This is a genomic window from Elioraea thermophila (ex Habib et al. 2022) (genome assembly GCF_003336755.1).
Lineage (GTDB): Bacteria > Pseudomonadota > Alphaproteobacteria > Acetobacterales > Acetobacteraceae > Elioraea > Elioraea thermophila.
Map to the genome: position 1 here is coordinate 430,461 of NZ_QMDI01000006.1, position 24,357 is coordinate 454,817.

The window sequence follows — 24,357 nt, forward strand, 5'->3', positions numbered from 1 at the left end:
GCCATGGCCAAGCGCGACAAGGACAAGGACGACAAGGGGGCCAAGAAGAGCCGCGAGGTGCTCGCTGCCCTCGAACCGCTGCTGGTACCCCCCCGCCTGCCGGACGCCACCGTGCTCGATCGCCTGCACGCCACGGTGCTCTCCCGCAAGGGGGCAGACCCGGAGGTGTCGCACTCCGCCCGGCTTCTCTCCCGCGGCACCGCCAAGGTGGCGCAGAAACTGGGCGAGGAGGCGGTGGAGACGGTGATCGAAGCGACCCGCGGCAACCGCGCGGGGCTGATCGCGGAGAGTGCCGACCTTCTCTATCACCTCATCGTCGTCTGGGTGGATGCGGGGGTGCGGCCGGAGGAGATCTGGGCCGAACTTGAACGCCGCCAGGGCATCAGCGGGATCGCCGAAAAGGCCTCGCGCGCGCGGGCGCTGGCCCAGCCTGCGCTCGCGCGGCGCCTGCCGAAGACGCGCAAGCTGTGGTAGCCCTCGCGCCAGCCGAAGCGAGGACCACGATGGCAGTGACCGGCCTTCCGCCCTACGACGACGCGAACGTGTTCGCCCGCATCCTGCGCGGCGAGATTCCCTGCAAGAAGGTGTACGAGGACGAGCACGCCCTCGCCTTCCACGACATCAACCCGCAGTCGCCCGTCCACGTCCTGGTCATTCCGAAGGGACGCTACGTCTCCATCGCCGACTTCTCGGCCAACGCCTCGGATGCCGAGGTGGCCGGGTTCTGGCGCGCGGTCGGGCGGGTGGCGAAAGAGCTTGGGCTCGAGGCCTCGGGCTACCGGGTGTTGACCAACATGGGGCGCGACGCACATCAGGAGGTGCCGCACTTCCACGTCCACATCTTCGGCGGACGGTCGCTCGGGCGCATGCTGCCGAGGGAGTCGTGAGGCGCGCGGCCCTGCTCGCCGCGGCGCTCGCCCTCGCCGCCCCCGTCGCCATGGCGCAGGACGCGCCGCGCGAGACGGTGCTGAAACTGGCCGAATCGGCCGAACGCCGCGTGCGAGCGGACGAGCTGCACGCGAGCCTGCGCGCTGAAGCGCAGGGAAGCTCCGTCGCCGCCGTGCAGCAGGCGGTGAACCGAGCTGCCCAGGCCGCGCTGGAGCGCGCCCGCGCCGTGCCCGGCGTGACGGTCGCGACGGGCGGCTATCACACCTGGCGCGAGGGGGAGAGGCTGCAGACCTGGCGGGCGATGCAGGAGATCCGACTTTCCGCCACCGAGGCCGCGCCGGCCTTGCTCGACCTCGTGGGCGAGCTGCAGGCGCAGGGGCTCGCGCTCGGGGGCCTGACCTACCGTGTCTCCCGCCCGCTCGAGCGGCGCACGCGCGAGGAGTTGGCAGCGGAGGCGCTGGTGGCGCTCAAGACGCGCGCCGAGCGCCTGGCAGGCGTGCTGGGCCTCGGCTTCGCCGGGTTCCGCGAGGTGCGGGTGGATCTCCCGACGCGCGAGGGAGGGCCGCTGCCGCGCCCCATGGCGGCCGCCCGGGCCGACTCCGCCCAGCCGCCGGCAGCGGAGCCCGAGGAGGTGCTTCTGACCGCCACCGTCGAGGGCGAGGCGATCCTGATCCGACGCTGAGCTTCGGCGCAGGGCCTTGCGGCGGCGGGCAGGCACAACTTATGCGCGAAGACGATGGCGCTCACGCGAGTTTGGGGTTTGCAACGCCGTCGCGTTCCGCTATGAATATGACCGTCGGCGGCAATTGAGCGCCGAGGTTCCGCGGGGGCGGTCTCCCCTGCCGTTGCCCGCGGTCATTCCGTACGGAAGAGAACGGCGCCCGGTTACCCCCCTAACCGGGCGCTTTTCTTTTCCGCCCTCGCTTCTTCCACCCGGCCTGCCCCAGGCGATCGCGCCGCTCAGTGCGCGGCCTCCCAATTGGGCCCTATTCCGGTCTCAACCACCAGCGGCACGCGCAACCGCGCCGCCCCTTCCATCACGCGCTTCACCAGCACGGCGGTCTCGTCCGCCTCGGCCTTCGGCACCTCGAACAGCAGCTCGTCGTGCACCTGGAGCAGGAGGCGCGCCGAGAGCCCGGCCTCCGCGATCGCCCGCGGCAGGCGCACCATCGCGCGCTTGATCACGTCGGCCGCCCCACCCTGCAGGGGGGCGTTGATCGCCTGGCGTTCGGCGAAGCCCCGCCGCCCCGCGTTCTTCTCCGCGATCCCCGGGATCCAGCAGCGCCGGCCGAAGGGCGTGGTGACGTAGCCCTTGATCCGCGCCTCCTCCTTCATCCGTTCCATGTAGTCGCGGATGCCCGGATATCGTTTGAAATACGCATCGATGTACGCCTTCGCCTCGCCCGGGGTGATGCCGAGCTGGGCGGCGAGCCCGAAGGCCGAGATGCCGTAGATGATGCCGAAATTGATCGCCTTCGCGCGACGCCTGAGCAAGGGGTCGAGCTTCTCCATCGGCACGCCGAACACCTCGGAGGCGGTGCGCGCGTGGATGTCCTCGCCGCGGGCGAAGGCCTCGACGAGTGCGGGCACCTCGGCCACATGCGCGAGCAGACGGAGTTCGATCTGGCTGTAGTCGGCGGAGAGCAGCACATGCCCCGGCGCGGCGACGAAGGCGCGGCGGATCCGCCTCCCTTCCTCCGTGCGCACCGGAATGTTCTGCAGGTTGGGGTCGGTGGAAGAGAGACGCCCCGTCGCCGCCCCGGTCATCGAGAAGCTGGTATGCACCCTGCCCGTTGCGGGATCGATCTGGTTCACTAGCGCATCGGCATAGGTCGATTTCAACTTGGCGAGCTGCCGCCATTCCAGCACCTTGGCGGGCAGCGGGTGCTGCAGCGCGAGCTCCTCCAGCACCGCCGCGTCGGTGGCGAATTGCCCCGTCGCCGTCTTCGCCCGCCGCCCGCCGGGCGGCTCGAGCTTGAGGTCCTCATAGAGGACGGCGGCGAGCTGCTGTGTCGAGCCCACGTTGAAGGCGCGCCCGGCCAGGCGATGGATCTCGGCCTCCAGCGCGGCGAGTCGGTCGGCAAACTCGGCCGAGATCTGGCGCAAGTCGCGCGCATCGACCGAGATGCCCTCGCGTTCCATCGCCGCGATCACCGGGATCAGCCGCCGCTCGACATGCTCGTACAGCGCAAGCACGCGCTCGGTGCGCAGCCGCGGCTTGAGCATCAGCCACAGCCTCAGCGTGACGTCGGCATCCTCCGCCGCGTAGGCCGTGGCGCGATCGATCGGCACGGCGGAGAACGGGATCGCCCCCTTGCCCTTGCCCGCCACCTGTTCATAGGTGATCGTTTCGTGGCCGAGATGGCGACGCGAGAGCTCGTCCATCCCGTGCTCCCAGCGGCCCGCATCGAGGCAGTAACTGATCAGCATCGTGTCATCGATGGGGCCGAGCCGCACGCCGCCGTTCTCCTCGCGTGCCAGCACCGAGAGGTCGTATTTCGCGTTGTGCAGGATCTTCAGCACCGACGCGTCCTCGAGCAGCGGGCGCAGCACGGAGAGTGCGGCTTCGAAGGGGATCTGTTTCGGTGCCCGCCCGGCGAGATCATCCCCCCCATGGCGCAGCGGCACGTAGCAGGCCCGCCCCGGCGCGAGCGCGAGCGACACTCCGACCAGGCGCGCGGCCTGCGCATCGAGACTGTCGGTTTCCGTATCGAAGGCGCAATGGCGCTGCTCGGTCGCCTCCGCCACCCAGGACTCGAGCGCCGCGAGCTCCGTCACCGTCTCGTAGGGGCCGAACGGGGCGTCGGGCGGCTTCACCTCGGCCTTGGCCGGAACGGGCACGGTGGAGGGCGCCTCGCCCTCGAGCTTCAGCCGCTGCAGCACGGAGCGGAAGTTCTGCTCGCGCAACCATGACGCGAGCCGCGCGCGGTCGGGCTCCCTCAGCGCCAGCGCCTCGAGCGGGAGAGGGAGTGGGGCGTCGTCCGCCAGCGTCACCAGGCGCTTGGAGATCCGCGCATCATCGGCGTGTGCGATCAGCGCCTCGCGCCGCTTCGGCTGCTTGATCGCGTCGGCCTTGGCGAGCAGCGTCTCGAGATCGCCGAACTCGCCGATCAGCTGCGCGGCGGTCTTCACCCCGATCCCCGGCACACCGGGCACGTTGTCGGTCGCATCCCCGGCCAGCGCCTGTACGTCCGGCACCTTCGCAGGCGGCACGCCGAAGCGCTCGATCACCTCCGCCTCGCCGAGGGGCTTCTGTTTGATCGGGTCCCACATCTCCACGCCCGGGCGGACGAGTTGCATCAGGTCCTTGTCGGAGGAGACGATGCGCACCGTGCCGCCGCGCTCCCGTTCGGCCTTGGCATAGGCCGCGATCAGGTCGTCGGCCTCGTAGCCTTCCGCCTCGATCGCCGGCAGGTTGAACGCCTCGACCGCCTCGCGGATCAGCCCGAACTGCGGCACGAGATCCTCGGGCGGTTCGGGGCGCTGCGCCTTGTAGGCGGGATAGATGTCGTTGCGGAACGTCTTCCGCGCCGCGTCGAACACCACCGCGATCTTGTCCGCCGTGTGCTCGGTGAGGAACTTCGCCAGCATGTTGACGAAGCCGAACACCGCATTCACCGGGGTGCCGTCCGGCCGCGTCATCGGCGGCAGCGCGTGGAAGGCGCGGAAGATGTAGCCCGACCCGTCGATCAGGATCAGGCTGAAATGCTCGCCGTCCTTGCCGGCGGACGAGGCCGTCGCCGCCGCCTCCGTCCGTCGCGCGGGCGCCTTGCGCGTGCTCACGCCGCGCGGTCGCGCGCGGCTGCGGCAGTGCCCCCCGCCAGCCGCCGCTCTGCTTCCGATCCCTTCAGCACGTAGGTGCGCGAACAGTAGGGGCAGACCACCATGCCGTCGACCAGGGTGAGGAAGACGCGCGGGTGGCCGAGCACACCGCCGCCGCCGTCGCAGGCGACGATGGCGTCCTGCACGGCGATCACCTCGAAGGGCGCCGGCACCTGGGGGTCGAGCGGCATCGGGGCTCCGTCCTTGTCGCCGAAGCGGCGGCGGATGATACCCGGGGCCATGCGCGGATCAACGTTGGCGATACTCGGCCGACGCGGCGTACTGGCGGCCGCCTTGACGGCCGCCGCCGGCTGCGCGCCGCGCTTCGCCCTGCCCGGCCCTGCCGTCGGCGCGCCGCGCGACGAGGGCGAGGCCTTCGTGATGCCCGATGGCGCACGTCTTCCGCTCACCGTCTGGCCGGCGGAAGGACCGGCGCGCGGCGTCATCCTCGCCCTGCACGGCTTCAACGACTATCGCCGCGCCTTCGAGATCCCGGCCCCGCTCTTCACCGCTGCCGGCTGGACCGTTCTCGCCTACGACCAGAGGGGGTTCGGCGCCGCGCCGCACCCGGGGCTCTGGCCCGGCCATGCGGCCCTCGCGGCGGACGCGATCGACGCCGCTCGCCTCACCCGCGCCCGTTTCCCGGGGCTTCCGCTTGTCCTCCTCGGCGAGAGCATGGGTGCCGCGGTGCTTTTGCTCGCCGGTGCGGCCGAAACCCCGCCGCCCGCCGATGCCTACGTGCTCTCCGCACCCGCCGTCTGGGGCGGGGAGGCCATGGGCGACATCGGCCGCGCCGCCCTGCGCACCCTCGCCCACATCGTGCCGCAGCTCGGCTTCGCCAATGCGTCGCCCTTCCACCGACCCTCGGACAACGACGCCGCTCTCGCCGCCATGGCGCGGGATCCGCTGGTGCTTCGTTACACCCGAGTGGATGCGCTGTGGGGCCTCGTGCAGGCGATGGACGCCGCCCTCGAAGCGGCGCGGTCCTTCCCGCACCCGGCACTTATCCTTTACGGCGGGCGCGACGATCTCGTCCCGCCGCGGGCCATCGAGGCGCTTGCCGCTCGCCTGCCCGGCCTTGCCTCGGGGCAGCAGCGGCTCATCCGCTACTCCGACGGCTACCACCTGCTGCTGCGCGATTCGATCCGCACCCGGGTCGTTTCCGACATCCTCGCCTGGCTCGAGAGCGGCGCGGGCGGCTTGGCAGGGCGTGCCGCGTCGTCATAGACTCGCACCGTCGCCGCTCGCGCGGCCAACCTCGAACGCCAGGCACGGCACCCGCAATGAATGTCCGATGGGGTGCCCATGCGTCGTCTGACCGTCCCCGCCCTCTGTCTCGGCCTCGTCGTCGCCGTGCCCGCCTCCGCGCAGACGACGATCGAGAGCCTGGGGCTCACCGTCTCCGGCTCGGCCGCGCTGCTGACCGACTACACCTTCCGCGGCATCAGCCAGACCGACACCAAGCCCGCCCTGCAGGCCGGCATCGACATCGAACACGAGACGGGGCTCTACGTCGCGGGCTTCGGCTCGAACGTCGATTTCGGGGACGCCAATCTCGAACTCGATGCGATGTTCGGCTACCGCTTTTCTCTCGCGGGCATCAAGTTCGACCTGGGCGGCATCTACTACGCCTATCCCGGCGCGAACGAGGGCGGGCTCAACTACAATTTCTTCGAGGTGGCGGCGAAGGCGGCCTACGAGATCGGCCCCGCCACGCTGCGCGCCGCCTTCCACTGGTCGCCCGAGTTCCAGTTCGAGTCCGGCAACGGCTACTACGTCGAGGGCGGGGTGGACCTGAAACTGCCGTTCGCGTTCGTCCTCGCCGGGCGCCTCGGCTACCAGTGGATCGACAAGAACGACCGCTTCGGGCTGAGAGACTTCGCCAACTGGTCGATCGTGCTGTCGCGCGAGCTGTTCGGGTTCACCTTCGCCATCGGCTACTACGACACCAACATCCGCAAGAGCGACTGCCCGAAAGGCATCGGCGGGTCGAACGTGTGCGAAGCGCGCGCCATCGCCTCGGTGAGCAAGACGTTCTGAGCCGGCACCGGCGGCAAGGCCGGGGCACGGCTCGGCCGCTTGGCACGCGCGCCCCGCCTCGGCTATAGGCTCGAACAGCGGACCCGTAGCTCAGTTGGATAGAGCGTTGCCCTCCGAAGGCAAAGGTCGTGCGTTCGAATCGCGCCGGGTCCGCCACCCGCCCCATCGCCTCGGCTCACCGAATCGTCAGCCGCGTCTGAGCCGCAACTGCAGCGCATAGACGCCGAGGCCCGCCCATTCGCGCAGCAGGTACCAGCTCGTCCCCCAGCGATCGGCGCGCGGGATGAAGGAGGAGGCGCGAAGCTCGAGCGGCAGCGCACGCCGCACCGGCGTCGGCAAGGGGACGAGGCCCGTACCGCGGAACGACAGCATCGCCCGCGGCAGGTGCCATTCATGGCTGACGAGATAGGCGCCGGTGATGCCCTCGCGGCGCAGCAGGGCGGCACTGAACCGGGCATTCTCCAGCGTGTTCCCTGCCTCGGGTTCGATCCAGCGCACCTCGAGCCCGAAGTCGCTGCGGAACTGCCCCGCCATCACCTCCGCCACCGGCGGCGACGGCTCGGGTGCGACGGGCCCGCCGGTGACCAGCAGCGGCAGGCCGCTCTGGCGCGCGAGAGAGGCCGCGGCGGCCATGCGCTCGAGGGTGAGCGGCCCGGCCTTCCAGCCGTCCACCGCATGCGCCACCTCTGCCCCCAGCACGATGATCGCACGCGGCTCGCCTGGGCGGATCGGCGCCAACTGCAGCAGCACCCGCTGCAGGGACGCCTCCAGCGCGGCGTTGGCGAGCGGGGTGGCGAGCGCGACCTGAACGAGCAGCAGCAGGGCGGCGACCAGCCCTGCCCAGCGTCGGCCGCGCCAGGCGAGCAAACCCATCACGGCGGCGAGCAGGGCAAGGCCGAGGGGCGGCAGCACGAGGCCGAGAACGAGGTTGTGCGGGATCATGCGGCCCCGTTCCCACGGCGAGGCTCGCCGCGTCCAGCGCCGCGGCGGGACCGCACAGCGGGGGCTGGATCGGGCGCGGCCGCTGTGGGCATGGTCACCCGCTCGGAGCCCCTCGGAACGACGGCATGCGCACCCCCCTCGCTCTGATCGTCCTGATCCTGTCCGCCGTCCCAGCGCCAGCCGCCACGCTCGAGGTCGGCCCCGGCAAGCGCTTCGCCCGCCCTTCCGAGGCGGCCGCCGTCGCACGGGCGAGCGATCGGGTGGTCATCGCGCCCGGACGCTACGTCGATTGTGCGGTCTGGCGCGCCGATCGCCTCACCATCGCCGCCGCCCCCGGGGGCGAGGTGCTGATCACCGGGCCGATCTGCGCCAACAAGGGGCTGTTCGTCATCGCCGGCCGCGACGTCACGGTGGAGGGGATCACCTTCCAGGGCGCGGCCTTCGCCGGCGGCAATGCGGCCGGCATCCGGGCGGAGGGCGGCGACCTGACCATCCGGCGCTCCGCCTTCCTCGACAACCAGAACGGCATCCTGACCAAGGCGGAGATGCGCGACCACCGCCTGGTCATCGAGGACAGCCGCTTCGTCGGCAACGGCGCGTTGATCCACGAGTGCGCGCACGGGCTCTATGCCGGACACTGGCGCGAGGTGGTGGTTCGCCGCACCCGCTTCGAAGCCACCCGGGTCTGCCACCACCTGAAGTCGCGGGCGGAACGGACGGTGATCGAAGAGAGCGCCTTCCTCGATACGCCCGGCAATCGCGCCTCCTACCTGATCGACATTCCGAACGGCGGCGATCTCGTGCTGCGCAACTCCACCCTGCGCAAGGGACCCGATCACGGCAACCCGGAGGCGGCGGTGGTGCACGGCGCGGAAGGGCGGCGGAACGCGACACGGGAGATCGTGCTGATCGGCAACCGTTTCGAGAACCTGCAGCCGCGCGGCACGGTGTTCTTCCGCCTCTACGGCGAGGGCGAGCCGGTGATGAAGGACAATCGGCTCTCGGGTCCGGTCACGCCGTTCCAGCGCCTGCCGGGACGCTGACGGGGGCGGCACCCGATCGCAACCCACGCACGAGGGCCGCAACGCGGCGCGCATTGCCGTCCCAGGTGAGGTCGCGCGCGAGGACTTCCGCCCGCGCCGCCGCACCGAGCCGGGCGCGCAACGACGCCTCGCCGGCGAGGCGGGCGATCGCCGCCCACATCGCCGCCACGTCGCCGGGGGGAAAGAGGAGGGCGGTCCGTTCGTGCGCCACGAGTTCGCGGATATTCGGTTGATCCGGCGCGACGATCGCCCGCCCCGCCGCCATGTATTCGACGAGCTTGAGTGGGCAGGCGTAAGGGACGGCGGCCGGCTGCAGGGCGACGTCGAAGGAGGCGACGAGGCGGGGGATCTCCTCCCGCTCAGCAAGGCCCGTGAAGCGCACGCGCTCCGCGATGCCCAACTCCGCCGCCAGCCGCGCGAGCCCCGGCCGGGCCGGGCCGTCGCCGACCACGACGAGGGCGAGCCTCTGCCGCCCCTGCCATGCCGCGATGCCGCGCACCACCGCCTCCAGCCCGTGCCACTCGCGCACGAAACCGACGAAGCCGAGCACGATCTCGCGGGCCTCCTCGCCCGCTTGGCGGGCGGCGAGGTCGGGCGGAAACGCCGCGAGGTCGATGCCGTTGGGGACGACGACGATGCGCTCGGCGGGAACACCGGCGGCACGCAGATGACCGGCGAGCACCTCGGTGACGGGAAGGGCGAGGTCGGCGCGGCGCCAGACGAAACGTTCGGCCCAGCGGGCGAGCCCGGGCCAGGCGAGGCCCCCGAAGCGCGCGCGCTCCTCGGCGAGCGGCGCGTTCACCTCGAGCAGGAAGGGCAGGCGGCGGCGACGCGCGACCAGGCTGCCTGCGAAGTGAAACAGGTTGTAGCGCTCGTAGAGCGCATCGAACGCACCGGTGCGCGCGGCGCGGTCGAGCCGCAGCGCGGCGGGGATGGCGTAGGCGAGTTCGGCGAGCTCGGCCACCGCGCGGGGCAGGGCACGGCGCAGGCGCGCGACCCAGCCGCCGTCGTCGCCGAACCGCGCCTCCGCATAGGCCGAGGGCCCGACCACCTCCACCTCGTGCCCTTGTCGGCGCAGGGCGGCGATCAGGCTCTCGAGGTGCACCGCCTGGCCGTCACGGGAGGCGATGCGGTGGGAGTAGAGAATGCGCACGCGATGGCTCACTCCGTCGTCGCGCGCCGGCTTACGCGGGATGGCGGCACGGCGGAAGGGCGGGCGTGCGATCCGCGCTGCCGTCGTCCGCCCGCCCGTGGCGAGCGAGGCGATCGCGGCGCGGGCGGGGTGAAGCGAACGCGGCGGCGACCTGTCGGAAAACTCTACACCTGCGTGACCGAAGGCGGGGTCGGGATCGCGGGAAAACGGCCCGCCCCACACCGTTGCGTGTCGGCAAACTTTACAGGTGCGGAATTGGGCACTGGCAAGACGCTGATTTCGCACGCAAAAAGATCTTGGCACGATGCATGCCCCCGCATGTTGCGGGCGGTGTTGCGGCGCGACGAAGGTTCGCAGCGCCAGTCCGGCCTTTCGCTCGCAACCTCGTCAGGGGAATACCGTTGACGCTCAGGACCACACTCGGCAAGGGAGCGGCCGCCGCCGGCACCGCCGTCCTGCTGCTGGCCGCCCAACCGGCCGAGGCGACCATCGCCACCTTCTTCGGCAACATGTTCACCGCCGCCACCCAGTTCGACAACCTGGTGACCTCGGTCGGCGGCACGGTCACCGTTGATACCTGGACCACGCTGCCGTCGGGGCAAACGATGATCGATCGCGGGCCCTACACCATCTCGAAGAACAACGGCGCCGCGATCTTCCCCCAGACCTACACGTTGTACGCCTCGAGCCCGTCGACGCCGATGAGCGGGCAGAGCGTCGACATCAGCCCGTCCTCGACCAATGTGCTCCAATCGCGATCTGGCAGCGCGATGAAACTCGTGTTCGACGACCCGATCAACGGCATCGGCTTCGAGGTCGGCGACTGGGCGACCTGCTGCCAACCGTCCCGTCTCTACATCTCGTTCGACGGCGGCACACCCATCCTGGTCGGCGAATCGCTTAAATTCGGCGACCAGTTCCTGACCAACGGCGGGGCGGGCGTGTTCGTCGGCGCGATCGACGACAGCGGCACCTTCACCACCGTCGAGTTCTGGGGCGACGGGGCTGGTGAGTACCTCGTCGCCGGCGGCGCGCTGCGCTACGCCCTGGTCGGCGAGGGCTCGCTGCCGCCGGTCGGCGTGCCGGCGCCGGCGCCGCTCGGCCTGCTCGCGGTCGGCCTCCTCGGCCTCGCCCTGGTGCGCTCCCGCCGGGGCTGAGGGAAACGCCGAGCACGCCCTCACCGCTCGCGGTGAGGCGACCCTGACGACGGCGGCCCAGGGCTCGGGCCGCCGTCTCGCTTCCCGGGCGATCGACGCCGGTCGTCGCCGCGCAGCGACCGCACCAGCCGGCCGGCGAGATGGCGAGCGAGCGCCGCCGCCCCGAGCGGATGGCGCGGGTCGGCGAGCAACACGCCGATCAGCGGCACGCGCTGAGGCGCCCACTGCGCCTTGTAGGGGTCGTCGCCGCGGCCGAAGTCGAGGATCCGTACACCGTCTGCCTCGATCAGGTGCCGCACCATCTGCGCGGTCAGCACCGTGCCGGGCGAGGAAGCACGGCGGGCCTCATCGTGGAAGAGCTTCGGCACCGTCGCGCGCCGGCGGTCGGGCTCGAGCAGCCAGTATTGCGCGGCGATGGGCGTGGCATCGGCGGCGTCGCGCAGCACGCCGAGGCGAAGCAGGCCCGCCTCCGCCGCCGCCCGCATGAGGGCGGGGTCGAACTCCGGGAAGGGCTCGTCGGGCTTCCAGGAGCGGGCGCGGACGGCGCGGAAGGCGTCGATCGCCGCCGCGAGGCCCTCGCCCGGCGCGGTGACGAGGTCGAACCGCGTGGAACGCTGCGCCGCCTTCAGGCGCCTGAGCACGGTGTTGCGCAGCACGGCGGGCCGCGCCGCGAGATAGCCCTCCCAGCCCGCGCCGGGGTCGAGCCGCGCCACCCACCGCCCGGTGTGGGCGAAGCGCGCGGCGACGAGGCCGCCGGCGCTGATCCCCTCGAGGAACGGGCCGAGCCAAGGCGCGTTCTCCTCGATGGTGTCGAGCCGGGCGGGCGGGCGGAAGCGCAGGGCGCGGGCCAAGGCGAGCCCCGACTCGCGCCACTCCGCCGCGCCGGCATCCGCAGGCGCCAGCGGCCGCCACGCTTGCGTGTAGGGCGTAGTGAGCGCCGCCAGTCGGCCGCGGCGGTGGAAGAGGGGCAGGACCGCCCGTCCGGCAGGCAGCCAGAGGGGCTCCTCGCCCCTCGGCAAGGCATGGGCGAGGGTCGTCTCGAACCAGAGGGCGGAGGCCCAGAGGTCGCGCGACGGAGGCTCGGCGAGGAGGCGAGCCAAGTCGGGAAGGCGGCGCAGCGGAAGGAGCGCGGGGGCCTGGGACATCGGAAGCCGCGCAGGGGTGGAGCGCGAAGGCGGAAGCCGAGCGCGACGAGTATGAGCCCGCGTCGATTCCCTCGCCAGGGTCGTGTCGGATTTCTTGACACTGGCGTCGACTCGATCGGCGGCGGAACGGATTTTTGGCCGAAATCCGCGAATGGTATCATTTTTGCGTCCACTGGTGTTGCCGCCCGGTGCTTCGCGGCGTCGACGGGTCGGCATACCAGCAGGAGATGGCCAGGAGGTCACCATGCGCTGCCTTCGTTTCACCCTTGTCGCCGCCACCGCGCTCATCGCCGCACCGGCCGTCGCCTCGCCGCTCACCGTCAGCGCCTTCGTCGGCGGCGCGCCCACGGGGGTCGTGCGGGACAACTTCGACTGGATCACGCCGCAGTTCGCGCCGCAGGGCGGCAGCGTGGCCCTGCTCTCCCCGCAGTCGGGCATCACCGTCCGGTTGGTCGGCGGCAGCTCGGCCATGGCGAATGCTCGCGCCGGCGCCGTCACCGGCGCGGTGGTGGGCAAGTACGCCGCCCCCTTCCTGTCGGGGAACAACGGGGTCGGCTTCGGCAACGACAACGGCGTGAACAATCCCCCCGCCGGCAACCAGACCCCTGCCTTCGGCGCGGACGAGACGGTGTACCTCACCACGGGCTCGACCGGCGCAAACGCCTCTCCCGGCAGCGAGATCGAAATCGTGCTGCCCGCGGGTGGGCCCTACTTCTACCTCGGCCTGCTCTGGGGCTCGGTCGACGACTACAACAGCCTGCTCTTCTACAACGGCGCGACCCTGATCGGCGCCATCACCGGCGTCGACGTCACGACGAGCCCGAACGGCGATCAGGGGGTGAACGGCACGCTTTACGTCAACATCACCTCCACCCAGGGCTTCGACCGCGTGGTGGCGCGCTCCACCCAGTTCGCCTTCGAGTTCGACAACCTCGCCTTCAACCGCACGATCCCACCCGAACTCGGCGTGCCGGAGCCCGCTTCGCTCGCCCTCCTCGGCGCGGGGCTGTTGGGCCTGGGCTTCGCGGCGCGACGCCGCCGCCGCTGACGGCAGGCAGGTCACCGCCGGAGAGCCGCTGGCGGGGCGCGCGGCGGATCGGAGAAGGGCTGCCGCGCCCGCCGGACGCGTGGCGGGCGCGACCGCGGCACACGGGGGCCACCACGATGACGGCATCCCGCATAGTTTCGTTACATTTTTGTGATCTCGCTTCCCGCGCACGGTTGCATAAAGGCATACTCACTGCGTCCAACTTTGGCGCAGAGGCGCTCATGATTGCCAACCCGGCCCAGCATGGGCCATCGCGGGATCCGGAGGATGCGGCCCTCGAGGCGGCCTTGGAGCCTCGCCTCAGCGTACCGGCCGCGATGGTCGCGATCGGGATGGCCTCGCTGGCGGGGTGGGCGGCGATCGCCGCCGCCTTTAAGGTCCTGCTGGGCTGAGCGCGGAGTCCAAACGGACGGTCTCTCCGGCGCGGCCGACCGCGAGCCAAGCCAGCACGGCGGCGAGCCCCTCCGCGAGCGGCGTTGGCGGCGGCAAGGCGAGCATGTCTTCGGCGCGAGAACGGTCGCCGAGCGAGTGCCGGATCTCGCCGAGCCGCGGCGGCCCGTGCGTGATGGGGACGGCGGCAGTGCCGGCGAGCGCGAGCAGCGTGGCCGCCAGGTCACGCACCGAGGTGGCGCGCCCCGAACACAGGTTGAGCACGGGCGCGGCCACATCGGCCCGTTCGAGCGCGGCGAGCAGTCCTGCCACGACATCGGCGACGAAGATGAAGTCGCGCGTCTGCCCACCGTCGCCGTTGATGACGATCGGCTCGCCGCGCGCGATGCGGCCGCAGAACACCGAAATCACGCCGGAGTAGGGGGACCGCGGGTCCTGCCGCGGCCCGTAGACGTTGAAGAAGCGCAAGCCCAGCGTCGGCACGCGGTACACTTCTCCGGCCACCCGCGCGTGCAGCTCCGACCCGAGCTTGTCCGCCCCGTAGGCGGACAGCGGCCGGCAGGGGGCGTCCTCGCCGATCGGCAGCCGGTCCTGCTCGCCGTACACCGCCGCCGAGGAGGCGTAGACCACCGGCACCGGGCCTCGTCCGGACGGATTTCGCGCCGCATCGAACACCGCGATCGAACCGCCGAGGTTGACGCGGTGCGCCCCGAGCCAGTCCTCGGTGCAGCGCTGCACGGAGGCGATGGCGGCGAGATGCACGATCGCATCCACCCCGGCGGCGGCCGCGCGCACGGCTTCGGCATCGGCGACGTCGCCGACGATGAGCTCCACCCCGGGCGGCAGGTTATCGCGCCGCCCCGTGGAGAGGTCGTCCAGCACGCGCACCCGGTCGCCGCGCGCGACCAGGGCGTCGCAGAGGTGCGAGCCGATGAAGCCCGCCCCACCCGTGACCAAGACCAGCGCCACGCCTGCCCCCCGTCAGAGCTGCCGGCCGGCCGCCTCGGCCGCGATCAGGGCGCCGAGGGGCCGATCGCGCGGCAAGGCGGGCGGCGCGATGACCAGGATCGCGGTGCGCACGGAGCCGTCGCGGTGGCGCGACAACACGCGCAGATCGATGGGCAGCAGGGTGCGCTCGTTCGGCAGGCGCAGGGCGAGGCGGGCGTCGCGCGGCACCGCCCCCGGCGGAAAGGCATGGCCGAAGGTCACGGCCGTCGCGGGCGGGGTGCCGGCAGCCGTCAGCGCGACCGCCGCGGCATCGCCCGGCCCGCGGGCCGGCAACGGCTCGCGGCGCGGCGGCGAACTCGGCCTCTGTGGCTGGGGCTGGCGCGACGGCGCCTGCGCGCTGGAGGATTCCGCCGCGCAGGCGGCCGGCAGGCTCAGCACGACGAGCGAGAAGTCTCGCCGGGTCAGGCTCGGGCCCATGCCTCCCTCTCCTGCGCAGAGGCCGCTGCACGGCGGCGGCCGAGAATGTCGCGGAACAGCGCGAGCTGCCCGGCCGAGACCTCGTCCCAGCCGAAGCGCTCGGCGTAGGCGCGAACGGCAGCGCGCGAAGGCGGTGCGGCGAGCAGCCGGCGCACCGCCGCCGCGATCGCCTGCGCGCTCGCCTCCTCGACCACGATGCCGGCGCCCTCGCTGCCGACGGCCTCGCGGCTGCCCCAAGCGGGGGTGGCGACCACCGGCGTGCCGCACGCCATCGCCTCAAGGAGAACGTTGGCCCAGCCCTCCCGTTCGGAGGCGAGCACCATCACGTCGGCCGCGCCGTAGAGGGCGGGCAGCTCGCCATGCGGGACGGCGCCGAGGAAGCGCACGCGGTCCGCCACCCCGAGGCGGCGGGCCAGCGCCTCGAGCGCCGCGCGCTCGGGGCCTTCGCCGGCGATCAGCAGCCGCACGCCGGGAAGTTCCGCCACCGCACCGATGGTCAGGTCGTGCCGCTTGCGCGGGATGAGCAGGCCGACGGAGAGCAGGGTCGGCCCGGTGAGCCCAAGCCGTTCCCGCAGCAGGTCGCGGTTTTCGGGCGGACGGAACAGCGCGAGATCGACCCCGTTGCGCAGCACCACCACGCGCTCGGGCGGCACGCCGAGCGCGACGAGCCCCTCCTTCAGCGCGGCACTGACCGCGATCAGCCCGTCGGCCGCGGCGAGCGCGCGACGGATCAGCAGCCCCGGCAGCCAATAGCGGGGGAACAGGCTGGTGTCCGAACCACGCGCGGTCAGCACGACCGGCAGGCCGAACCGGCGCCCCAAGCGCACCGCGGCGACACCGTCGGGGAACAGGTAGTGGGCGTCGATCAGGTCGAACCGCTGACCTGCGGCGACCAGCCGCCGGACGACGCGGGCCACCGCCCGCTCGTAGGCGAACGGGTTGGTCGCCATGCCGAGGCCCGGCACGGCGAGGAACCGCGGGTGGTGCACGACGAGCCCGTGCCGCTCCTCGACCGCGGGGACGTCGCCGGGCGCGGCAGGCCCTGACCGGCCCGGGAACCAGGGCACAGGGGCGATCACCGTGCTCCGCACCTCACCGCCGGCGACCAGATGCCTGAGCCTGTTCTCGACGAACACGCCATGATTGGGCTGGCGCGGGTTTGGGTAGAGGCTGCTCAGCGTGAGCAGGCTGACCCGGCCGTCGCCGCGGGGCGGCATCGTCGCCTGAGCGAGCCTGTTCGGGTTCGAGGCGATCGAAGGGAGACCAGAGCCGCCGCCTCTGGTCGGGGCTCTGCAGGCTCCAGACGAGGAGCCAGACGATCCCGATGAGCATGGCGCCGAAGAAGACGTTCTGCATGTCACGGCCTCCGGCGCGGGGGGATCAGCGGTCATCGCGACGCCCGCGTGCGCCACGATGCGGCAGCGACGCGCCCGGCAGGAGCCGGCGCCGCCCCGCCGCGCCAAGCCGGTGCGACCGAACCCCGGGCGGCGGCGCGCCACTGCGGCAGGCCCGCCGGCAGCGGAGCCTCGGCCGTCGCCAGTTCATACGCGGCGGAAAGCAAAGAGACCAAGGTGAGATAGCAGTCCCAATACTGCAGCGAAAGGAACGATCCTCCCGCCATGTAGGCGACGAAGGACACCTGGCTCATCCGGCCCAACGTGTTGACCCAGGCGAACCGCGAGTCACGCCGGCCGAGGCGGACGAGGCGCCCGGCATAGACCCACCCCGCGACCATGATGCCGAGCCAGATCGCGAAGACGATGAAGCCGTGCTCGCCCAGCGTCTCGAACCAGATGCTGTGCGCGGCCCGGGCGGTGATGCCGGGAGCGTACCGGTCGACGATCCATTGGTAATACATGCCCTGAAAGCCGGCGCCGAACAGCGGTCTCGCCAGCGCAATCTTCCAGGACGCCTCCCAGATGCGCACCCGGCCGAGGGCGGAGAGGTCGTCCTCGTAATTGACGATGGTCCGCATCCTCTCTTCCCAGCTCTCGGGCATGAAGGTGATGACCAAGGCGCCGATCGCCGCGATCGCGATCGCGGAAAAGATCTTGCCGCGGCTGCGCCACCACATCACCGACCCCGCCGCGGCGAAGGCGACGAGGGCACCGCGCGACTGCGTGCCGATCGCGGCGAAGGCGGAGAGCACCATGGCGACGAGGAAACCGACCCGCACCGGCGCGTGCTTCGACTGCAGACGCAAGTGGTTCATCAACGGGATGGCGAACAGGAAGGCGACCGCGACGTGGTTGCGATCGGCGATCATCGAATCGGCCGGGCCGAGCACCTTGTGCACGCCGCCCGTCATCAAGGTGAAGGCGCCGCCGCGCACGCCGTAGTAGCCGAGGCTGATCACCATCATCCACAGCAGCGCATGGATGCGATCGGCGTCCGTCAGCAGAGCGCGCGTCAACAGCACGCCGGCCAGGATCTTGATCACCTTGTCGTAACGCTTCCACACCACTTCCGGCGGCGAAATGGCGAGGATCGAGGTGATGGTGATGCCGATCGCGAACAGCACGAACAGCACGGTCGCGGCATCGCGCGGCACCCGTTTCGGTTCGCGCGCGAACACGCAGCCGATCACGGTGGCGAGGAAGGTCACCATCGCCCACGGTTGATGCGAGGCGAAACCGTGGATGAGCCGGTGCGGGCTCATGAAGGAGATCCACGACCACAACAGCACGCCGACGAAGGGCTTGCCCGAGGCCGCGACGAGCAGGAACGGCACCATGATCGCCGTGAAGGCGATGCTGCGCAGCATCCCGGCCTTCCCTTCCGCCCCGCCGCCTCGCTCAGCGCGGTGCGGCGCGCAGCCGGGCGACCAGCGCCTCCGCCTCGGCCCGTTCGGGGAAGCGGAGGTCGGCGGCGACGATCGGCTCGAGCACGCGCAGCGCCTCCTCACGCGCCCCGGTGGCCGCCAAGCCATGCGCGAAGCGGACGAAGATGCCCGGGTCGGCCTGCTGCCGTTGCGCCGCTCCCGCCGCCGCCTGGCGCAACAGCGGCAGCGCCTCCGCCGCCCGGCCGTGACGGAACAGGATCCAGCCCAGCGTGTCGGCGGTCTCCGGCGTGGGGGTGAGGAAGTAGGCGCGCTCGGCGAGCCGCAGCGCTTCGGCGAGTTTCGCCCGGCCCGCCTCGGTCTCGGCCTCGGCCCGCGCCTGCATCAGCCAGGCGAGGTTGTTGGCGGAAATGCCGTCGTCGGGTCGTGCCGCCACCACTTTGCGCAGGCGCTCCTCCGCCGCCGCCGTCTGGCCCTGCACGATCTCGATTTGCGACAGCAGGGCGTGGGTGGCGACGTCCTCCGGCTCACGCTCGAGCCACGCCTGCAGGGCCTGCATCGCGCGCTCGGGCCGCCCCGCCGCCTGCCACGCCCCGGCCTGGGCCTGGGCGAGGGCGCTCGAAGGCGCGACGCGATACCCCGCCTCGTAGGCCGCCGCCGCCTCCTCGGGGCGGTTCGCCGCCATCAGCAGGTTGCCGCGCAGGGCGAGCGAGGCCGGGCGCGTGTCCTGCGCGCGGGCGAGACTGTCCGCCTGCGCCAGGGCGGCGTCGAGCCCCCGCGCATCGCGCACGAGTTCGACCAGCCCCTGCAGGAGCAGGGCGTCGTTGGGCTGCAGTCGGATGCCCTGCTGCAACACCGCCTCCGCCGCCCCCGTGTCGTTGCGGCGCGCGAGCAGGGTGGCGAGCTGGCGGCGGGCGATGTTGGAGCGCGGCTCCTGCGCCAGCGCGGCGCGTGCCGCCGCCTCCGCTTCCGCCATCTGCCCGGCCTGGGCGCGGGCCTCGGCGAGCACGATCAGATGCTGGGTGGTGCGGGCGCGATCGCGCCAGGCGGGTGAGTCGAGCACGGCGACCGCCCGTTCCGGCTGGCGCAGCCGGAGATGGGCGGAGGCCAGGGCGAGGGCGACCGCACTCGAGGTCGGGTTGGCGGCGTAGACGCGCTCGAGGATGGCGAGCGCCGAGGCCCCGTGCGGTCCGCCCGACCCGGCGGCGTTGGCGATGCGTCGCAGTGCCTCGGCGTTCTCGGGGTCGCGCTCCAGCACTTCGGCCAGCAGGCGTTCGGTGCGCGCGGCGTCGTTCTCGATGGCGGCGATGCGGGCGAGGCCGAGGCGGGCGCGCACGCTGTCGGGCTGGGTGCGCAGCACCGCCTCGAACCGTTCCTTCGCCCCGGCAAGGTCGAAGCGGATCAGGCGGATGGTGGCATCGACGATGCCGGCGAGTTCGCCGTCGCGCGCTTCCGGCCCGAGCCGCTCCAGTTCCGCCCGCGCGGTGTCGAGATCACCGAGCGCAAGCGCGGCGGAGGCGAGCACCTCGCGCGCGCCGCGTTGATCGGGCGCGCGGGCGAGGGCGGCGCGCGCCGCTTCCGCCGCGGCGGCGGCCTCGCCGACGGCGAGCCGGGCCACGGCGAGACGGGTGAGGATGCCCGCATCCTCGGGGGCGAGTTCCGCCGCGCGCTCGAACGCCTCGCGCGACTCAGTCCGCCGGCGCATCGCGGCATGCGCTCGGCCGAGCATGTCGTAGGCCTCGGCGTCGGCCCGGCCGCGCTGCACCAGCCGGGCGAGCGTGCCGGCCGCCGCGTCGGGCGCCCCGCGCTCCATCTCGATGGTGGCGAGCAACTTGGCGCCGCGGGGATCGTCCGGCCGGCGGGCGACGTGGCGCTGCGCCGCATCCTCCGCCTGCGCGGTCTGGTTCAGCGCTCGCTTCACGGTCGCCAGCACGAGCAGCCCGTCGGGAAGGTTGACGAGGGTCTGCGAGGGGATGCGCTGCAACGACTGGTCCGCGCCCTGGAAGTCGCGCGCCTGGACCTTGAGCATCGCATCGAGCAGCAAGCCCACCGGCGCGTTGGGGGCGAGCCTGAGCCCCGCCGCGACGTCGCGACGCGCGGCGTCGAAGTCGCCCGAGCGCATCAGCACCTCGCTGCGGCGGAACAGCGGCAGCGGGTCGCCCGGCGAGCGGGCGATGATGCGGCCGAAGGTCGCCGCGGCCCCGGCGAGGTCGCCCCGCTCGAACTGCAGCGCCGCCTTGCGGTTCAGCGCCTCGACATTGTCGGGGTCGATGGCGAGGGCAGCGTCGACCGCGGCCTCGAACGCTGCGCGATCGCCGTCGGCGGAGGCGACGGAGGCGCGGGCGAGCTGCGCATCGACCAGCCGAGGGGCAAGGCGGACGGCGGTGGCGGCGGCGCGCCTGGCCTCGTCGCGCTGGTTCAGCGCGAGATGGGCGAGGGTGCGAAATGCCGCCACGGTGCCGGCAACCTCGGCCGGCTGCGCGCCCTCGTCGATCGGGAAGTCGCGCAGCAGCTCGTTGTGACGCCGCAACAGGAGGTAGGCGCGCAGCAGCAACTGCGTGCCCTCACGGCGGTCGAAGCCCCGCTCGAGGGCGGCGCGAGCCTCCTTCTCCGCCGTATCGCCATCGCCGAGCGCGAGTGAGACGCGGGCGAGCGCGGCGCGCAGGGCCGGGTCGTTCGGATTGGCGCGCACCGCATTGCGCCACTCGATCTGCGCCGCCCGCAGATCGCCCCGGGCCTCGGCGGCACGGGCACGGTCCGGATTGGCCTCGGCCGGAGCGGCGAGCAAGGCGGCGGCCAGGGCGAAGGCCGCCAGGCGAAGGGGGGGGCGAAGGCGCGAGGTCATCGTCTCGTCTCCGTCAGGCGGCGTCGACCGGATCCTGGGCCTCGCCGCGCGGGGCGGCGATGCCGTGCGTCTCGAGCAGCGTGTACAGCGTCGGGCGGCTGATGCCGAGTAGCCGCGCCGCCTGGGCGAGGCTGCCCCCGGCATGGGCGAGCGCGCGCAAGATGGTCTCGCGTTCCGCCCTCAGCCGCGCGGCACGCAGGTCGAACCCCGCCTCGCCCATCCCCTCCCCCGCCTCGACGGCCTCAGCCGTTTGGGGTGCTGCGAGCTCGAGGTCGTTCGCCGAGACGAGGGGCCCCTCGCTCATCAGCGCCGCTCGTCGCACGCGGTTCTGCAGTTCGCGCACATTGCCGGGCCAGGGGTGGGCGAGGAGGGCGGCCTCGGCCGCGGCATCGAAGCCGCGCAGGCGCCGGCCGAACTCCCGCGCATCGCGGGCGAGGAAGGCACGGGCGAGCAGCAGCACGTCCTGCCCGCGATCGCGCAGCGGCGGGATGCGTATGGTCACGGCGTTGAGGCGGTAGAGGAGATCGGCGCGAAACCGTCCCTCGGCGGCCTGACTCTCCAGGGGTTGATTGGTGGCGGACACGAGGCGGACGTCGACCTTGATCGGCGTGCGCCCGCCGAGCCGCTCGATCGTCTGCTCCTCGAGGAAGCGCAGCAGCTTGGCCTGCAGCGCGAGCGGCAGGTCGCCGATCTCGTCGAGGAAGAGGGTGCCGCCGTTGGCCTGCTCGAACTTGCCGATGACCTGGCGGATGGCGCCGGTGAAGGCGCCCTTCTCGTGGCCGAACAGCTCCGATTCCAGCAGCGTTTCGGGGATCGCGGCGGCGTTGATGGCGACGAAGGGCTTCTCCGCGCGGGGACCCATGTCGTGCAGGGCGCGGGCGAGCGCCTCCTTGCCGGTGCCGGACTCGCCCAACAGGAGGACGGGCACGGCGACGGAGGCGAGCCGCTCGACCTGCCGGCAGACGGCGAGCATGCGCTCGTCCGCGGTCAGGATGCCCTGGATCGGTGAGGTGCGCGGGGCAGCGGCGAGACGCTGGTTCTCCTCCTCGAGTTCACGCAGGCGAAGCGCGCGCTCGAGCACGATGCGCAGCACGCCGAGATCGGCCGGCTTGGGGCAGAAATCGTAGGCGCCGAGCGCGACGGCACGCAGCATGTTCGCCTTCTGATCCTGGCCGGAGGAGACGACGACCGGCAGGAGGGGGTTGAGCCGGCGCAGCGCCTCGAGGGTGGCGAAGCCCTCGCTCACGCCCTCCGGATCCGGCGGCAGGCCGAGATCGAGCAGCACCACGGCCGGTTTCTCGCGCCGCGCCGCGGCTTCGGCCTCGGCGCGATCGCCGGCGAGCACCACCCGCCAGGCCGGGAAGCCCCATTTGTATTGCATGGCGAGGCCCTCGTCGTCCTCGACCACCAGGAGCTTCGGCTTGCTCACGCCGCCCTCTCCGTCGCCGCCTGGGGCAGCGCCTCCGCCGCCGGGGCAGCCAGCGGCAGGCTGAGGCGCATGGTCGTGCCGCGGCCCGGCGTGCTCAACGCCTCCAGATCGCCGCCCGCCTCGCGGGCCAGTTCGCGCGCCTGCCATGCCCCGATGCCGCTGCCCTTCGCCTTGCCGGCCGTGCCGAGCGGGCGGAACAGCACGTCCCGGATGAACTCTGCGCTCATGCCGGGGCCCCGGTCGGTGATGTCGATCACGGCCCGTCCGCCCTCGCGGCGAAGCACGACCTCGACCGGTGCATCCGGTGGCGAAGCCTCGAGCGCGTTGTCGAGCAGGTGGCCGACGGCGGCATCCAGCGCCTCGGCGGGGATGGCGACCGCGAGCCCGGCCTCTGCGGTAAGCCGCACGCGCGACCCGTGCCGGCGCGCCAGCAGACTCAGCCGCTCCGCCGGATCGAGCCCACTCGCGGTGCTGCGCGGCGCGGCGGGCGCCACCGCCTCGGCCGGGCCGCGCAGACGGGCGATCAGGCTGTCGATGCGGTCGGCGGCAAGGCGCACCGTGGTCAGCATGTCGCGCTGGAACTCGGGATCGTTGAGGTTCTCCTCGGCGTTGGCGAGCAGGAGGCGGAGCTGGCTCGCCACCGTTTTCACGTCATGGGCGACGAACGCGAAGCGCTTGGCGTAGTCGGCAAGCCGGCGGTTCTCGGCCAGCCGCTCGGCGGCACGGCGTTCGGCCAGGAAGACCGCGACCTCGGAGCCGATCGCGCGCAAGAGGTCGAAGGTTTCGCCATCGAGCGGGAAGGGGGCGCGCGGCGGGGCAAGGAGGACGAGGCCGATCATGCCGTCGCGCGGATGCCGAAGCGGCACGGCAAGCCAGAGCGGGCGCGGACAGTCGGCCGGCAGGGCCGGGGCGTCAGCGCCGCTGCAGTGGAGGATCCACTCGCCACCGCGCATCTCCCGCACGAGGGCGGAGTCCCGTGCGAGGCGAAGGGTCGGGCGTTCCGGCATGTTCCAGGACACCTGCCAACGCAGGAAGGGATCGGCAGTGTCGTCTGCGAGAAAAAGCATTCCGGCCGGACTGTCCACCGCATCGGCAAGGGCGCGGACCGCCCGCGGCAGGGGCTCCTCCGTCGTGTCCGCCGCCGAGAGCGTGGCCAGCACGCGCTGCCACTCGCGGCGATAGTCGTAGCGGGCGGTAAAGAAATGGTCGACGATCCGGCGTCGGATGTGTGAGCGGACCGTCTCGGAGGCGAGCGCCACCGCCAGCCCGATCGCGGCGAAGCCGAGCAGGCTTGCCCGCGCCACCTCGCCCCAGGAGGCGCCAAGATGACGGGCGACCTCGCCGACCAGCCCGACCGCGAGCAGGAAGACGCCGCCGACGACCAGGGTGGCGGCGTGGAAGACGACGGCCCGCGACACCGGCAGGCCGCGCCGGACGCGCCGGTCGCGCACCGCGGCGACCGCGAGCAACGGCAGGGCGGCGGCGGCGACCACCGCCCTCGCCTCGAGCAGGGAGGGCAGGAAATCACGACGGAGGACGGCGTCGACCATCACCGCGAGATCGATCGCGGCAAGCCCGCCCAGCGCGATGCAGGGCAGCTTGACGTGCCAACGCGCCGCGTCGCTGACGTTGCGATAGACGTTTTCCGCCACCAGCAGGATGAGGAGCGCGAGGCCGAGACGCGCCGCGAGGCCTGGCGACACCAACGAGGGCTGGGTGAGAGGCGGCGGCAGGAACGCCGCGCCGGCGACGACGACGAGGGCGAGGCCGAGGCCTGCCGTGGCGAAGCGCGCCACCGGCCGGCCCGCCGCCGCGCCGGCGAAGCGGCGGTAGAGGACGAGCAGGGCAGCCAGCCAAGCGAGGCTGCGCAAGCCTTCGACCAGCCCCGGCACGCCGTTCAGCGGATCGCCGGGGTACAGCGAGACCGCGCCCGCCCAGACGCCGGTGAGCAGGGCGGCACCAGCGAGTGTCAGCGGAACTCGCCCCCGCCCCGCCGCCAGGGCGAGCACGGCCCAGACCAGGGAGGCGGCGGCGACGGCGGCGTGCAGTCCGGCCGAGACCATGCGGTGGCGGCTCACCGTGCGGGGTGGTGCGGTGCGCCTCTCGGCCCGGCCACCCCTGAACCGGCCCGATCTGCGGCCCGCCAACCGACGCCGGCCGGGGGAGCAGGCCATGGCCCCCTTCGATCCGACCATGCCGGCGACCGCTGCGCCTTGCTACGCTAGACCGGACGCGCCATCCGCGCAATGAA

20 protein-coding genes and 1 tRNA gene are annotated in these 24,357 nt (G+C 72.4%); 9 read left to right on the forward strand and 12 right to left on the reverse strand.

Annotated features, from left to right (window positions below; genetic code table 11):
- Positions 1–3: 3 nt before the first annotated feature.
- From DWB05_RS11950 to DWB05_RS11960, 3 genes are read left to right on the forward strand one after another with little or no spacing between them, the layout of a single operon-like run.
- Positions 4–474, forward strand: a complete 471-nt coding sequence (locus tag DWB05_RS11950; protein ID WP_114377414.1) for a phosphoribosyl-ATP diphosphatase — start codon at positions 4–6, stop codon at positions 472–474.
- 29 nt (positions 475–503) lie between these two features.
- Entirely contained in the window at positions 504–887 is a 384-nt protein-coding gene (locus DWB05_RS11955; RefSeq protein WP_114377415.1) for a histidine triad nucleotide-binding protein, read from the forward strand.
- On the forward strand, positions 884–1,570 hold the full coding sequence (locus tag DWB05_RS11960) for an SIMPL domain-containing protein (RefSeq protein ID WP_114377416.1): 687 nt from the start codon (positions 884–886) through the stop codon (positions 1,568–1,570). Before DWB05_RS11955 ends, DWB05_RS11960 begins: the two co-directional genes overlap by 4 nt.
- Before the next feature lie 278 nt (positions 1,571–1,848).
- On the opposite strand, the gene polA is transcribed toward DWB05_RS11960, so the two are convergent.
- A complete protein-coding gene (polA, locus tag DWB05_RS11965) occupies positions 1,849–4,587 on the reverse strand; it encodes a DNA polymerase I (protein WP_114377669.1) in 2,739 nt (912 codons plus the stop codon).
- 80 nt (positions 4,588–4,667) lie between these two features.
- Positions 4,668–4,952 (reverse strand): zinc-finger domain-containing protein, encoded by a 285-nt coding sequence (locus DWB05_RS11970; RefSeq protein ID WP_332871723.1) that lies wholly within the window; start codon positions 4,950–4,952, stop codon positions 4,668–4,670.
- Between the two features lie 13 nt (positions 4,953–4,965).
- On the opposite strand from DWB05_RS11970, the gene DWB05_RS11975 reads away from it, so the two are divergent.
- From DWB05_RS11975 to DWB05_RS11985, 3 genes are all read left to right on the forward strand, one after another.
- Positions 4,966–5,937 carry an alpha/beta fold hydrolase gene (locus DWB05_RS11975; RefSeq protein ID WP_198669155.1) on the forward strand — a complete coding sequence of 324 codons (972 nt, stop codon included), beginning with the start codon at positions 4,966–4,968 and terminating at the stop codon, positions 5,935–5,937.
- A gap of 78 nt (positions 5,938–6,015) precedes the next feature.
- Complete coding sequence (locus tag DWB05_RS11980) at positions 6,016–6,750, forward strand: TorF family putative porin (protein ID WP_114377670.1); 735 nt, start codon at positions 6,016–6,018, stop codon at positions 6,748–6,750.
- A gap of 79 nt (positions 6,751–6,829) precedes the next feature.
- Positions 6,830–6,906 (forward strand) — tRNA-Arg (locus DWB05_RS11985).
- Positions 6,907–6,936: 30 nt separating this feature from the next.
- Here DWB05_RS11985 and DWB05_RS11990 read toward each other — a convergent pair.
- Positions 6,937–7,692 carry a YdcF family protein gene (locus DWB05_RS11990; protein ID WP_114377419.1) on the reverse strand — a complete coding sequence of 252 codons (756 nt, stop codon included), beginning with the start codon at positions 7,690–7,692 and terminating at the stop codon, positions 6,937–6,939.
- A 125-nt stretch (positions 7,693–7,817) separates the two neighbouring features.
- On the opposite strand from DWB05_RS11990, the gene DWB05_RS11995 reads away from it, so the two are divergent.
- On the forward strand, positions 7,818–8,735 hold the full coding sequence (locus tag DWB05_RS11995; RefSeq protein ID WP_114377420.1) for a right-handed parallel beta-helix repeat-containing protein: 918 nt from the start codon (positions 7,818–7,820) through the stop codon (positions 8,733–8,735).
- On the opposite strand, the gene DWB05_RS12000 is transcribed toward DWB05_RS11995, so the two are convergent.
- Positions 8,704–9,900 (reverse strand): glycosyltransferase family 4 protein, encoded by a 1,197-nt coding sequence (locus tag DWB05_RS12000; RefSeq protein ID WP_232818526.1) that lies wholly within the window; start codon positions 9,898–9,900, stop codon positions 8,704–8,706. The two genes, DWB05_RS11995 and DWB05_RS12000, sit on opposite strands and share 32 nt — an antisense overlap.
- A gap of 389 nt (positions 9,901–10,289) precedes the next feature.
- On the opposite strand from DWB05_RS12000, the gene DWB05_RS12005 reads away from it, so the two are divergent.
- On the forward strand, positions 10,290–11,045 hold the full coding sequence (locus DWB05_RS12005; protein WP_198669156.1) for a hypothetical protein: 756 nt from the start codon (positions 10,290–10,292) through the stop codon (positions 11,043–11,045).
- Between the two features lie 20 nt (positions 11,046–11,065).
- Here DWB05_RS12005 and DWB05_RS12010 read toward each other — a convergent pair whose 3' ends face one another.
- Positions 11,066–12,190, reverse strand: coding sequence for a GNAT family N-acetyltransferase (locus DWB05_RS12010; protein ID WP_157967180.1), 1,125 nt, complete (start codon positions 12,188–12,190; stop codon positions 11,066–11,068).
- Positions 12,191–12,434: 244 nt separating this feature from the next.
- Between DWB05_RS12010 and DWB05_RS12015 the strand changes: the two genes are divergently transcribed.
- A complete protein-coding gene (locus DWB05_RS12015) occupies positions 12,435–13,238 on the forward strand; it encodes an Npun_F0296 family exosortase-dependent surface protein (RefSeq protein WP_157967181.1) in 804 nt (267 codons plus the stop codon).
- Positions 13,239–13,610: 372 nt separating this feature from the next.
- On the opposite strand, the gene DWB05_RS12020 is transcribed toward DWB05_RS12015, so the two are convergent.
- The 7 genes from DWB05_RS12020 to prsK all read right to left on the reverse strand — a co-directional run bounded on the left by DWB05_RS12020 (position 13,611) and on the right by prsK (position 24,169).
- Positions 13,611–14,597 (reverse strand): NAD-dependent epimerase/dehydratase family protein, encoded by a 987-nt coding sequence (locus DWB05_RS12020; protein ID WP_114377423.1) that lies wholly within the window; start codon positions 14,595–14,597, stop codon positions 13,611–13,613.
- A gap of 12 nt (positions 14,598–14,609) precedes the next feature.
- Positions 14,610–15,053, reverse strand: coding sequence for an RIFT barrel domain-containing protein (locus tag DWB05_RS12025; RefSeq protein WP_114377424.1), 444 nt, complete (start codon positions 15,051–15,053; stop codon positions 14,610–14,612).
- Positions 15,038–16,270, reverse strand: a complete 1,233-nt coding sequence (locus DWB05_RS12030) for a glycosyltransferase family 4 protein (protein ID WP_114377425.1) — start codon at positions 16,268–16,270, stop codon at positions 15,038–15,040. The genes DWB05_RS12025 and DWB05_RS12030 overlap by 16 nt, the downstream gene beginning before the upstream one ends.
- 170 nt (positions 16,271–16,440) lie before the next feature.
- A complete protein-coding gene (locus DWB05_RS12035) occupies positions 16,441–17,817 on the reverse strand; it encodes a putative O-glycosylation ligase, exosortase A system-associated (RefSeq protein ID WP_157967182.1) in 1,377 nt (458 codons plus the stop codon).
- Between the two features lie 31 nt (positions 17,818–17,848).
- Positions 17,849–20,677 (reverse strand): XrtA/PEP-CTERM system TPR-repeat protein PrsT, encoded by a 2,829-nt coding sequence (gene prsT, locus DWB05_RS12040; protein ID WP_157967183.1) that lies wholly within the window; start codon positions 20,675–20,677, stop codon positions 17,849–17,851.
- Positions 20,678–20,690: 13 nt separating this feature from the next.
- Entirely contained in the window at positions 20,691–22,106 is a 1,416-nt protein-coding gene (prsR, locus tag DWB05_RS12045; RefSeq protein ID WP_114377428.1) for a PEP-CTERM-box response regulator transcription factor, read from the reverse strand.
- Entirely contained in the window at positions 22,103–24,169 is a 2,067-nt protein-coding gene (gene prsK, locus DWB05_RS12050) for an XrtA/PEP-CTERM system histidine kinase PrsK (protein WP_114377429.1), read from the reverse strand. The genes prsR and prsK overlap by 4 nt, the downstream gene beginning before the upstream one ends.
- Between the last annotated feature and the right edge of the window lie 188 nt (positions 24,170–24,357).